The sequence below is a fragment of the Paenibacillus sp. 01T422 genome, assembly GCF_056398785.1.
Genome location: NZ_JBFTQB010000170.1, coordinates 1 through 13209, shown reverse-complemented (window position 1 = coordinate 13209; position 13209 = coordinate 1). Strand labels below are relative to the sequence as shown.

Genomic DNA, 13209 nt, shown 5'->3' with positions numbered 1-13209 from the left:
CTGAGAAGCAGCAGCTGTTTTTTCACGAGCTATCGGAAGTGGCTTTCTTGCTGCTTAAAGTCACTGAGAAAGAACATATGAATGATTCCATGGAAAAGATTGTAGAAGAACGTATAAATGAGCTTCTGGACATCTTACTGCTGGCACAATCGCTTGGTGATGAGCCATGGACCGAAGAAATTCGCAAACGGCTATCTCAAATCACACAGAGCGCAATTTCGACATAAGCGCATGCGGCCAATCCTTTATGGATTGGCTTTTGTACATATTTGTGCAACTTTTGAAAACAAAATGAAATTATTTTCAAAGTATTTTCATTTTTCATTGCAAGATGGATTAAATTGTCGTATCATAACGGTAATATACTAGGCTCGCAGAATACTTTTGAAAATGGAGAGAGTAACCGTGACCGTAACCATTTATGATGTAGCTAGAGAAGCAGGCGTATCCATGGCAACCGTTTCTAGGGTTGTAAACAACAATCCGAACGTAAAGCCACAAACGCGTAAGAAGGTTTTTGAAGCCATTGAACGTCTCGGTTACCGCCCTAATGCGGTGGCAAGAGGTTTGGCAAGCAAGAAAACGACAACTGTTGGTGTCGTCATTCCCGATATTTCGAACTCAATTTTCGCTGAAGTAGCACGTGGAATTGAAGATATTGCGAATATGTATCACTACAATATTATTTTGTGTAATGCGGATAAGAAGAAGGAAAAAGAAATTCGCGTTATTAACACACTTTTGGAAAAACAAGTCGATGGCTTGCTCTTCATGGGTGGCGTTGTGACAGAAGATCATATCCAAGCTTTCCGCACCTCTTCCGTTCCCGTTGTCTTGTGTGGAACGAAGGACGAGGCGCAAACGATGCCTTCCGTGGATATTGATCATGAGAAAGCCGCATTCGACGCTGTTAATGTGTTAATCGCAGCGGGACATCGCGACATTGCGATGATTTCCGGAACTTTACACGATCCAGCTAATGGATTCGCGCGTTATCAAGGGTACAAGAAAGCACTCGATGCAGCAGGAATTGAGCTGCGTGATGAGTATGTTCGTATAGGTAACTATCGATATGAATCCAGTGTCGACGCTGTCAAATATTTCTTGGAGCTTTCACCTCGTCCAACCGCAATTTTCTCAGCAACAGACGAAATGGCGATTGGCGCCATTCACACGATTCAAGATAGCGGACTTAAAGTACCGCAGGATATTGCTGTAATCAGTGTGGATAATATTCGCATGGCTTCCATGGTAAGACCGACGCTTACGACAGTTGCCCAACCGATGTATGATATCGGAGCGGTATCAATGCGTTTACTGACGAAGTTGATGAATAAAGAATCAACGGATAACATGCAGGTCATTTTACCGCATGAAGTGATTAATCGTAACTCTGTTACACAAGCCTAGTGAACTTAAGCCTCTAAACGAACTATTCCTTTCGAGGATGACGCCGCTTAGAGGTTTTCTCCATTATACATAACTGAAATGAGGATCGATGAAATGACTTGGAACAAACTTGCACTAATCGGTGCGATGAATGAAGAAATTGAACTACTTGTTGCGCATATGACGAATGTGCGTGAAACAGTGAAAGCGGGAATTACCTTCAGAGAAGGGACGTATTTCGGCAAAGAAGTGGTCGTTTGCCGCACGGGCGTAKGGAAGGTTAACGCTGCCGTAACCACGCAAATTTTAATCGATAAATTCGGTGTTGAAGCCGTTATATTCACAGGTGTTGCTGGTGCATTGGATCCCGAACTGAATATCGGCGATCTTGTCGTTTCCAGTGAATGCATGCAGCATGACATGGATGTTACACCGCTCGGATTCGCACGAGGCATCATTCCTTATGAAGCGAAATCTATTTTTGAAGCGGATAGCAAGCTGGTGGAATTGGCGGTTGCGTCCGGTGAGAAGCTTTTTGCAGGTAAAGTGAAAAAGGGGAGAGTGCTCTCCGGCGACCAGTTTATTGCTAGCCGTGAAGTCGTAGCTGGCCTCAATACAGAGCTTGGCGGTGTTTGTGTGGAAATGGAAGGAGCATCTGTTGCACAGGTTTGTTCCATGAATGCTATTCCATACGTCGTGCTTCGCTCGATGTCTGATAAAGCAGATGGCTCTGCTCATGTGAACTTTGCAGAATTCACGGTTCAAGCATCTGAGAATTCTTATAAGATGGTTGAGGAAATTGTGAAGCAGCTGTAGTTAAGTGGGGCTTGGGGAAAAGAGTCAGTTGCAGTTGCACAAGAGAGCATTAAAAAGAGTTAAGCATGTACAACTTGCTTAACTCTTTTTTTGTATCCTTTACTTCAAATACATCATTGAGAGATCCTTCGTTTGCCGGTTCTTTTCGGTAATGACCTGGCGCCTCGGAATTGGCGCCCAAGCATCCACAGGGTCCAGCCACGTATCCACGAGCTGGACCGGGCTCTTGCTCTGCCAGGCGTCCAGCCACGCCTGGGGCAGCTTCAGCTGCGGCTGCGCCGCCAGCTGGGGCATAACAGCCTGCTCGCTCATCACGAGCCAGAGCAGGCTCCAAGCCCGTGGTACGACACGCCAGATGTCGTACCCGCCGCCCCCGAGCGCAACCCACCGCCCTTCGCACCATTGGTGCGCAAGGGAGTGGATGAGCTCGGGCATAGCCTTGTACACGCGCATGGAGCAGTGCACATGCGCGAGCGGGTCGAACGCATGGGCGTCGCACCCATGCTGCGAGATAATAACGTCCGGCTGGAAGCGGGCGATCGTCTCGGTCAGCACCTCGCCGAAGCATTCCAGCCACGACTCATCCTCGGTGTAAGGCTCCATCGGGATGTTAATGCTTGTTCCGAACGCGTCGCCTTCCCCACGTTCGTTCACGGCTCCTGTGCCGGGGAATAGAAATTTCCCCGTCTCATGAATGGACAGCGTGCATACCTGGGGATCGGCGTAGAAGCTCCACTGTACGCCATCCCCATGATGCACGTCCGTGTCGACGTACAGCACCTTTGCGCCGTACGTCTCTTTGGCGTGAGCAATCGCCGCTGAAGCGTCGTTGTAGACGCAGAAGCCCGCACCCTTGCTCTGCAGTGCGTGATGCAGCCCGYCRCCCAGATGAAGGGCGTGCGGGGCCTGACCAGACATGACCAGCTCTGCAGCGGTAATAGAGCCGCCTACGATCTTCGCCGTGATGTCATGCATCCCGGGGAAGAAAGGCGTGTCATCGGTGTCGAGTCCGAAGCGTGCCGCTTCTTTGGCCCATCTATCCTCTGGCACGGAAGCGCTAAGGGCTTTCACGGCTTCGATATAAGCCGGTGCATGAACCCACAGCAGCTCGCTGTCTGTTGCGACACGAGGCGTCCAGAGAGCGTTGTCCGGAAGCGCACCGGCTTTGCGCAACAAATCCACCGTCATCACAAGACGGTCTTGGTTAAAGGGATGATCCTCATTAAATTTATAGTGAATTTCTTCGTCATCATAGATAAAGACAGGATTTGATGTCTTCTTGTTCATATCTCACATTCCCCCGAATGAGCTAACATGCTTGCTTGAAGTTCTATAAATTCAAAGATTAGTCTAATTTATCTTAGTACATGAAGCGCTGCTGAAAACGAATGCGATCAAATTGCTCCACAGATGATATTGGCACTTGCTTGCCAATACGGACCATTAAACAATTGGCTGGGTGCGAACAGATTTCAGGATCATCCGTAGCGAACCAGATCATATCGACGCTTTTCATCAACTTCTCCATCATTTGTCGGTACTCCCAGACGGTGAGCTTGCTATTTTCCAAGTCCCAATGCCAATAATACTCCGTGGTGAAGCATATGACATTCTCCATCTGCTCGTCCTCGAAAGCAAGGCGAATCATCCGCTTGCCGAGCCCCATGGTGCGATAGTCATCCGCAACTTCTATAGCACCGAGCTCTATCAAATCCTGCATATGGCCTTGTGACCACCGTTCTATTTCGTCTGGATAATGGAAGGTGACATACCCGACAATGGTAGCGCCGTCTCTGGCTATGATGATTCGGCCCTCAGGTAATTCCGCAATTTCAATTAGCGCTTCCAGTTGTTCCTTAGGTCTACGGAAGGCATCTAATTTGCTATGCATTGTGAGACTTTGCAAGCTCTCAGCAGAAACAGGACCTTCTATCATAATTTCTGGTTGATCGGGAGCTGCGCGCAGGCGAAATGAGTGATATATTTTGGTATGCTGCATAACCTTAGCTCTCCTTTTGAAAAACAGCATGATGATGATTCCTTTTCCGTTAGGTCATAGTCCCTTTATACCAARTTTTATTTGGAAATAAAAGCTGAACTTAGGCGTAGGCGAATAATTCTTCGTGTGATATAATAGAATATGTCAAAAATCGATCACATTTTGCTCGAAAACATCAGTAAAATGAAAGCGGTTTATCTCGTGAGGAGGGTTTTACGTACATGGATCAAATGAAAGTCGAACTCGTTGAAGCGGTAGCTGCAAATCCTAACATGAAAAATTATGAGGAAACACACGCAAATTTTGACTGGAAAGACATCGAAAAGAGCTTCTCCTGGTATGAAACTGGCAAAGTGAACATGGCTTATGAAGCCATTGATCGTCATGCTGAATCGTCGAGGAAGGATAAGGTTGCTCTGTATTACAGCGATAACCAAAGAGAAGAGGCCGTAACATTTGGACAGATGAAAGACAGATCCAATCAGTTCGGTAATGTGCTTCGTGGTCTTGGCATCGGCAAAGGTGAGCGCGTATTTATTTTCATGCCACGTACGCCTGAACTGTACTATGCCTTGCTTGGAACGCTGAAAGTAGGGGCTGTAGTAGGGCCTTTGTTTGAAGCTTTTATGGAAACTGCCGTGAAAGATCGTCTGGAAGACAGTGAAGCCGTTGCGATTGTGACGACGCCAAGCTTGCTTTCCCGGGTTCCTTCGAGTGAACTTCCTAATCTGAAACACATCATCGTTGTTGGTGAAAATGTGGAGCCTGCAGAAGGCCATGTTGATTTCTACAAAGAGATGGAAGCGGCTTCTTCGGAACTTGAAATCGAGTGGTTGGACCGTGAGGATGGGCTCATTATTCATTATACATCCGGTTCAACTGGTAAACCCAAAGGTGTTTTCCATGTACAGAATGCGATGATTCAACATTACTATACGGGTAAAATCGTATTGGATCTCCAAGAAGACGATATTTACTGGTGTACAGCTGATCCAGGCTGGGTAACAGGAACTTCTTACGGGATTTTTGCACCATGGTTGAATGGGGCTACGAACGTAATTCGTGGAGGACGTTTTAGTCCTCAGGACTGGTATAATACGCTGCAAAAATATAAAGTAACCGTTTGGTATAGCGCACCGACAGCCTTCCGTATGTTGATGGGCGCTGGTGATGATGTTGTGTCCGGTTTCGATCTTTCGTCGCTTCGTCATGTGCTGAGCGTTGGTGAGCCACTAAACCCGGAAGTCGTTCGTTGGGGACTCAAAGTGTACAACCAACGGATTCATGACACATGGTGGATGACCGAAACAGGTGGACAGCTTATCTGTAACTACCCATCCATGACGATTAAGCCTGGTTCCATGGGACGTCCGATTCCGGGTGTTGAAGCGGCTATTATTGACGATGCAGGGAATGTCTTGCCTCCGAACCGGATGGGTAACCTGGCCATCAAGACGCCATGGCCGTCAATGATGCGCAAAATTTGGAACAATCCGTCCAAGTATGAAGAATATTTCAGATTAACAGGCTGGTACGTATCTGGTGATTCAGCTTATCAAGATGAAGAAGGGTACTTCTGGTTCCAAGGCCGCGTTGATGATGTAATCAACACAGCTGGCGAGCGGGTGGGTCCGTTCGAGGTTGAGAGTAAGCTTGTTGAGCATCCTGCCGTTGCAGAAGCTGGGGTAATTGGCAAACCTGATCCGATGCGCGGCGAAATCATCAAAGCATTTATCGCACTGCGTGAAGGATTCACTCCATCCGATGAGCTGAAAGCGGACATTTCCAAATTTGTAAAAGAAGGACTTTCCGCACATGCTGCTCCTCGTGAAATTGAATTCAAAGACAAGCTGCCGAAGACACGTAGCGGCAAAATTATGCGCCGTGTCCTAAAAGCTTGGGAGCTCAATCTTCCAACTGGCGACTTATCAACGATTGAAGACTAAGGATTATCCAACATAGGCTGTCTTAGTAGGTCAGGAATGGCTGCTAAGGCAGCCTTTTGTTCATTTTTCTTTAGGTGGCAACTGCGTTCAATTTCACGTACAGAAAAAAACCTAGCGATGATAATCATCACTAGGTTCTTTTCTTATTCATTATAGGCAATGGAAGCAGATGGTTTGGACTCCCCTGAGTCATTGATGGCCGTTACTTTGTAGAATCCATTGTACGCCGCTGCATAATAATGAAATTCYGTGCCACCGTCTACCGAGCCGAGCTTGGTATAGGTGCCTTTTTCCTTATTGCTAAAATAGATGTTATATTTCTTGACTTTCTCTTTCGCAGCATTTGCTTTCCATGAGAGCGTAATGCCTGCTCCGTCTGCTTTGGCTTTAATCCCGGTTGGAGCACCTGGTGCATCCTTCGCTGTCGGGGATGGTGGTTCAGTTGCGCCATCAGGAGAAGTGGTTGAACCAGGAACTTGTGTGCCCTCTTCAGATGGGACAAATAATGAATCAAGCGAGCTTCCGTCCGTATAGGACGAGCGACTTGGCACTGATTCTTTGCCCGCTACATCGACAGCAGTCACGTAGTATCCCATTAAGCTTGATGCAGGGATCGTATCGACAAACTTCGAATCCGCACCGGCTAATACAACCTTGCCGCCTAATAGTTGGAACTTGCCGTGGTTATCCGAACGATAGATGCGGTAACCGACTATATCCGAGTTCGCGCTTGGCTGGAATGTAATGGAGACCGTTTCCCCGGACTTCGTTGCTGCTATGTTCGTTGGAGCTGTTGGCTCTTTGCCGTCATCAACCCTTGGGTCAGCTTCAGAAGGAGCATCATCATCATAATCGGTCGGTTTGTAATTATCGATTGGCTTTCTGCTCTTCTCAGGAAGTTTGTTCATAGCGTCCTGGACTTCTTTGAGCAGTTGGGAAATCGATTTCTGGCGTTTAATAACTGTTTTTTCTTGGACGAAATCGACTGGTGTCTGATCCTGTGCCATGTAGTTCAAGCCGTTATAGGAGCTGATTTTCATCCGCACCATGACATTGTCAACTTCCGTAGGCACGTATTTCTTGTTGAAAATATCGGTCACTTGAAGATTCGAGCTCATTGTTAATTCGCTTGGCAACTTGCCAGACAAGCTCGATACGGTAGCCGATACGATACCATCAGGTTTGGCGAACGTTTTGGTAGGGAAGAGATCAGGCTTCTGCTCAATCGTCTTATTCATGATTAAAGCCCAAACATCTTTGGCGTGATTCGTTTGCAGTGTTTTGGCAGATAACTTATTGATTGGTTGATCATAGCCAATCCAAACACCGACAGTAATGTCCGGTGTAAAGCCCATGAACCATGCATCGGCATCATCTTGCGTAGAGCCTGTTTTACCTGAAATCTCGATCTTGCCGTAAGATTTATACTTTTTCATTAGATCGGTAGCCGTACCTTGGCTAATCACCGTTTTCATCATATCCGTAATTAGATACGCACTTTGTGGGGAGTAGACCTGGGATGGCTTTTGATCATGAGAATAAATAACTTGACCGTTCGAATCTTTGATTTCGCGAATCATGAACGTTTCATTATATTGTCCTTTGTTCGGAATAGAAGCATAGGCTCCTGTCAGCTCTCTGACGGAAGTACCGCGACTTAGTCCGCCGATAACGCCGGTTTGGGCGTAATAATCTTCTTTTTGAATAGAAGTGATACCCAGCTTTTTCGCAAAATCCCAGGCGTCATTAATACCGACTTTATTCAAAAAGATATCGATGGCAGGGATGTTGTAAGACTGGTTCAAGGCTTTTCTGGCTGTCATTAAACCGTGGAACTTGTGATCCCAGTTCTCTGGCAGATGGAAACCTTTGACACCGTCCTTGAGAATAATCGGAATGTCATCCACAATACTTGCCGGTTGAATGGCTCCTTTTTCTAAGGCTGGAATGTATGCGGCGATAGGCTTCATCGTTGAACCAGGCTGTCTAAACGCTTGTGTAGCGTGATTCAGTTGTTCGTCGAAGAAGTTCCGACCCTCAATCATCCCCTTGATGGCTCCTGACTTGGAATCGATCATGATGGCGCCAACTTGCTCAATGCCCTTTTTCTCATCATTTGGTGCAAAGTTTTTATCGTTGCTTGAGATTTCGTGCATGGAATCATAAATCGTTTTGTCGATCGTTGTGTAAATTTGATAACCACCGCGTAGCAACTGGGTATGTATGCCTTTCAAAGCTTCACTATAAGCGGCTTGATTCTTGGTCGGATCAAGGTCTGGCTTTTGAATTTTCAGCAAAATCTCGGCTGCTTCCTGTTCCGTTTCAATCATCAGATACGGGTAAGTGGTGTAAGCTTTTTGGGCAGCAGATGGCATTGACGCTTTAAGATCAAATTTGAGAGCAGCTTGCCATCATCTCGATCCAGTGTTAAGAATACCCGTCTGGCGAGCTGCTGCGTAATCGTACTTCCTCCAGTTTGGACTTCTTCATTGAGCAGCTTCTGTGTGACTGCCCGATAAAGCCCGCGGAAATCAATTCCGTGATGCTTGTTGAAGTCTTTGTCCTCAATAGAAAGAACAGCATCTAACAAAACTTGCGGAATATCATCCAATTGAGCGAGACGCCGGTCTTCTTCGGTTCGCAATTGTCCAATGACGGTGTCGTCATTGAAATAAGCAAAGCCGGTTACGGCGTTTTCCTGCATCTGCTGACGAATGGCTTCTTCGCTGCGGACAGGATCTTTTTTAACCAGTGCACTGACATATCCAAATGCTGCGGAGCCGCCTACGATTCCTGCTAAAAAGACAGAAATGAGCGTCCATTTTAACGTAATTCCTATTACTTTGAATGTCGTTCTTACCCAAGGGCGATTAATTTTGGCGAAAAAATTGCGCATAAGTTCCAATATCCTCCTTACATGAACCCTAATAGTATACCATAATTGCCCTGCTAGCGGTAATGATGTGCGGAAGAAAGGTGGTTACATGGTTTGACAATTGCCAGAAATTTATGATATAAATTGTATCAAATGCGTTGAGAGATCAGCAGTAGGTAGCTTGTGGATGCTTTCAGAGAGCCGGTGGAGGGTGCGAACCGGTACCTGCAGGTTAGTGAATTACGGTCTGGAGCAGTAAATAGGAACTTGCAGCAACAGAAGCTGTATTAGTAGTATTTACCGATTAAACCCCGTTACAGGTTCTTGAGTGAAAATAGTTAGCCGTACACGGATAATTCTCCTATAGATGTACGTAACTGCTGTTTTAATTAGGGTGGTACCGCGAGTCAAGTCTTCTCGTCCCTTGTGGATAAGAAGGCTTTTTTGTATACCCACATAAAAAAGGAGATGGATGAACATGTCGATTTTGAAGGATTTGGAGTTTCGTGGATTGCTTCATCAAATTACGGACCGCGAGGGCTTGGACAAGAAGTTAAGCGAAGAGCGAGTCGTGTTGTACTGCGGGTTTGACCCGACAGCAGATAGTTTGCACATCGGCAGTTTGCTGCCTATTTTAACATTGCGTCGCTTTCAATTAGCTGGTCACGTTCCTCTAGCGCTCGTAGGGGGAGGCACTGGGTTGATTGGAGACCCAAGTGGCAAAGCTAATGAGAGAACCTTGAACGGGCCAGAAACCGTAGAGGCATGGTCACAAAGTATTAAAGGTCAATTATCGAGATTTCTGGACTTTTCATCGGATATCGATAATAGTGCGGAGCTAGTCAACAATTATGATTGGCTTGGATCTCTGAATGTTATTGAATTCCTGCGCGATGTAGGTAAAAACTTTACGGTGAACTACATGCTTGCGAAGGATTCCGTTGATTCAAGGATCACAAAAGGTATTTCATTTACTGAATTCAGTTACATGATCCTGCAATCTTACGATTTCTTGAAGCTGAACGAAACCAAAAACTGTTCCTTGCAGATCGGTGGAAGTGACCAGTGGGGAAACATCACAGCCGGGCTTGAGCTTATTGGCAAAACGACGGAGAGCAAAGCTTACGGTGTAACATTACCGCTTGTAACCAAAAGCGACGGTCAAAAGTTCGGTAAAACAGAAGGCGGAGCGATTTGGCTGGATGCAAACAAAACATCCCCATACCAGTTCTACCAATTCTGGTTAGGCACGGCGGACAACGATGTTATTCGTTTCCTGAAGTATTTCACGTTTATCAGCCACGAGGAAATTGAACGATTGGAAGTCGAAGTCCAAACACAACCTGAGAAAAGAGAAGCTCAGAAATTGCTTGCTCGCGAAGTAACGAAGCTCGTGCATGGGGGAGATGCCCTGGAAAGCGCGCTTAATATTACAACGGCCTTATTCAGTGGCAATATCCAAGAACTATCTCGCACAGAGATCGAAGAAGCTTTTAAGGATGTTCCGTCTTCTACACTAGAACAAGAGGATATGGCTTTGGTGGACCTGCTTATTTCCGTAGGGGCTGCACCGTCCAAGCGCCAAGCTCGTACCTAGCGCAGTTTAAATAAACACAAAAAAACCCCTGAGGGAAATCCCTCAGGGGTTTAGTTTTATTAACGGCTGTAGAACTCGACGATTTGTTTCTCGTCAATTTCTTGAGGAAGCTCAGCGCGCTCTGGCAAACGGATGTATTTGCCTTCTACTGCTGCATCGTTGAACTCAAGGTAAGTTGGTAAGTGGTTACGGTTAGCAATAGCTTCTTTCACTGCGGAAAGACCTTTGCTTCTTTCGCGAAGCGCGATTACGTCACCTGTAGATACGATGTAAGAAGCGATATCTACTTTTTTGCCGTTCACAGTTACGTGACCGTGGGAAACGAGTTGACGTGCGCCTGCACGAGAGTTGGAAAGACCAAGACGGTAAACCAAGTTGTCCAAACGGCTCTCAAGCAAGATCATGAAGTTCTCACCGGAGATACCTTTAAGTTTGGAAGCTTTATCGAACAAGTTGCGGAATTGTTTTTCGTTCAAACCGTACATGTGACGAAGTTTTTGTTTTTCATTTAATTGAACGCCGTAACCGCTCATTTTTTTACGTTGTCCTGGGCCATGTTGACCTGGAGGGAATGGGCGTTTCATGTCTTTGCCGTTACCACTTAAAGAGATACCAACGCGGCGGCTTAATTTGAACTTAGGTCCTGTATAACGTGACATTTAGGAAAAACTCCTTCTTTTTAACAAATAGTTTAGTAGATAGCATCTAGATGTCAGGGTGAAGACAAGTGCCTGGTTTTGCTTACGAATCATAATGTGATTCCCTGACAAGAGTAGTTCAGCCGCTGTCTTGGCAGGAGCAAAAGCAGTGAGGGTGATCACAAATGGCATTCACCGAAATCATGTTGTTACTCGACTTCTAATTTTATTAAAAAGCGGGGCGTGTGTCAAGTCTCAATCCGTCAGGACGAATCGAAAATGTCGTGCAATAACAGTCGAAAAATAGTATGATAAATGAGGTAACGTTTAGCCTGGATCAAAAGGACTATAGTTTGTTAGTGAGGAGAGCCTATGAGTGAACCACTTCGTAGTATGAAACAACATAGCCCGGCAGAGCACTTCGAAGAGTTTCTTCGGCAAGGACTTGTTCTTCCTAGCAACTTTTCCTATGGAGAATTCAATTCTGATCAAGCGCTGCAAGATGCGTTTGAATATTGGGTTTATCAATTTGGACAAGCGATGCTACCGCACCAAACCGCACTGTTGTGCGTAAATAGAGATCTTCGTGTCATTAATGCCTGTTTAAATAAAGCCCCGTTTATGGATGAATTCTCGCAAACAGGCATGTCCTGGAACTATGCTCAGCGAGAAGACAATCCTCTAGCTAGGTGTTTAGCAATTCCCCAATTACATGTGATGTCTGGTGAAAAAATGGCTATTTCAAGGCAGGACTCGATTGTTGCTGCCGCCATTCCGATCTTGGACCAACATAAACAACCCATTGCCTATCTGGGACTATTCTCCCATTTTCTTGCAGAGCCTAAAGAGCTTATCCAATTACTTTACACCTTATCGTTTTCATTTCATAGCTCTATACAAAGCATTGAGGACCGCCGCAGATACGACCTTTTGCTGCTGCAAAATCAACAAAGAGAGCTTGATTTTAAAAAGCATGACATTTTGTTTGAGGCATCTAAGAAGCTGCATGCCAAAATTGATGTTGATTCCGTGCTGACTGAGGCAATTGAATGCATGTACAGAGTATATCCGCATATTCAAGTGGATTTGCTGCTTTCTCAAGATAATGATTCGACGAATCTGTCTGTCAAGCCCTTGAATTTTCAAAGTATTGAGAATGACATTTGTACGCGTGCTTTCATGGAAAGCACCGTGGTCTTTGAACCGACTAAGGGCAGCGAAGGGCCAAGCACGGGAAAAGTAGCGGCGCCGCTATCCGGTAAGCAGGGCGTGTACGGGGTTTTATATATGCAATTTGAGCATGATTTGATTCATGCCACTGATTTACAATTCATCTCATTGCTCGCGGACACGGCAGGTTCAGCATTTGAAAATGCGAAGCTGTATGAACAGTCTAATGTCATGATTAATGAGCTCCGCCTAATTAATGAAATCACGAAGCAGCTTAATCAGAGCTTGCGATTGAACGAGATTTTCAACTCGGCTTCCAGTGAGATTTTAAGCATCTTCGGCGCCGATTTCAGCTGCATATTGCAAACGGATCAAAACTCGGACAAATTAATAGTACAGGCCACGAATTTAGCTGCATTGTTCCATGAGACTTTTACGATGGACCAGGGCTTCTCTGGTCAAATCTACAGGACGAAAGAACCCGTTATCATTTCGGACTACCTGCCAACCCATAAGGTGAATTCGAAGATCATGCAGTTAAGCAACGCCAGGTCGCTCATCGGATCACCCATCTTAGTGAACGGCCGCGTAGAGGGCGTTATTCTTGTAGCGCATAGCAAGCCGAATTTCTTTTCTTATGATAACTACAAATTGCTGCAGGTGCTTTCTGGACATATTGGTTTGGCCATGACGAATGCCTCATTGCATGCGGAAGTGAAACGGATGGTAATCACGGACAATTTAACCGGTCTCTATGCACGTCACTATCTGGATGAGCA

Annotated in this window: 9 protein-coding genes, 2 pseudogenes and 1 other annotated feature; of the genes and pseudogenes, 6 read left to right on the top strand and 5 right to left on the bottom strand. The window is 45.8% G+C overall.

From position 1 onward, the window contains the following. From AC1DUA_RS12100 to AC1DUA_RS12090, 3 genes and pseudogenes are all read left to right on the top strand, one after another. Positions 1 to 227 (top strand): annotated as a pseudogene (locus AC1DUA_RS12100) (hypothetical protein); the annotation flags it as partial. A gap of 178 nt (positions 228 to 405) precedes the next feature. After that, positions 406 to 1410 carry a catabolite control protein A gene (gene ccpA, locus AC1DUA_RS12095; RefSeq protein ID WP_477499988.1) on the top strand — a complete coding sequence of 335 codons (1005 nt, stop codon included), beginning with the start codon at positions 406 to 408 and terminating at the stop codon, positions 1408 to 1410. 93 nt (positions 1411 to 1503) lie between these two features. Beyond that, entirely contained in the window at positions 1504 to 2205 is a 702-nt protein-coding gene (locus AC1DUA_RS12090; RefSeq protein ID WP_477499987.1) for a 5'-methylthioadenosine/adenosylhomocysteine nucleosidase, read from the top strand. A 99-nt stretch (positions 2206 to 2304) separates the two neighbouring features. Here the strand turns inward: AC1DUA_RS12090 and AC1DUA_RS12085 are convergent, their stop codons facing one another. After that, positions 2305 to 3492, bottom strand: a complete 1188-nt coding sequence (locus tag AC1DUA_RS12085; protein ID WP_477499986.1) for an acetoin utilization protein AcuC — start codon at positions 3490 to 3492, stop codon at positions 2305 to 2307. 73 nt (positions 3493 to 3565) lie between these two features. Continuing rightward, a complete protein-coding gene (locus AC1DUA_RS12080) occupies positions 3566 to 4204 on the bottom strand; it encodes a GNAT family N-acetyltransferase (protein WP_477499985.1) in 639 nt (212 codons plus the stop codon). 221 nt (positions 4205 to 4425) lie between these two features. On the opposite strand from AC1DUA_RS12080, the gene acsA reads away from it, so the two are divergent. Then, the gene (gene acsA, locus AC1DUA_RS12075) at positions 4426 to 6150 is read left to right on the top strand and encodes an acetate--CoA ligase (protein WP_477499984.1); all 1725 of its coding nucleotides are present in this window, start codon (positions 4426 to 4428) and stop codon (positions 6148 to 6150) included. A 143-nt stretch (positions 6151 to 6293) separates the two neighbouring features. Here the strand turns inward: acsA and AC1DUA_RS12070 are convergent, their stop codons facing one another. Then, positions 6294 to 8447: a penicillin-binding transpeptidase domain-containing protein gene (locus AC1DUA_RS12070; RefSeq protein WP_477499983.1), complete on the bottom strand. Its 2154-nt coding sequence runs from the start codon at positions 8445 to 8447 to the stop codon at positions 6294 to 6296. A gap of 32 nt (positions 8448 to 8479) precedes the next feature. Further along, a complete protein-coding gene (locus tag AC1DUA_RS12065; RefSeq protein ID WP_477499982.1) occupies positions 8480 to 9046 on the bottom strand; it encodes a transglycosylase domain-containing protein in 567 nt (188 codons plus the stop codon). Positions 9047 to 9174: 128 nt separating this feature from the next. Continuing rightward, positions 9175 to 9453: a binding site (T-box leader), on the top strand. A 50-nt stretch (positions 9454 to 9503) separates the two neighbouring features. Between AC1DUA_RS12065 and tyrS the strand changes: the two are divergent. Next, positions 9504 to 10616: pseudogene (gene tyrS, locus AC1DUA_RS12060) on the top strand (tyrosine--tRNA ligase); the annotation flags it as partial. A gap of 65 nt (positions 10617 to 10681) precedes the next feature. On the opposite strand, the gene rpsD reads toward tyrS, so the two are convergent. Beyond that, complete coding sequence (rpsD, locus tag AC1DUA_RS12055) at positions 10682 to 11281, bottom strand: 30S ribosomal protein S4 (protein WP_145656736.1); 600 nt, start codon at positions 11279 to 11281, stop codon at positions 10682 to 10684. A gap of 351 nt (positions 11282 to 11632) precedes the next feature. On the opposite strand from rpsD, the gene AC1DUA_RS12050 reads away from it, so the two are divergent. Further along, the coding region (locus tag AC1DUA_RS12050) for a GAF domain-containing protein (protein WP_477499981.1) at positions 11633 to 13209 on the top strand (1577 nt) is incomplete at its 3' end.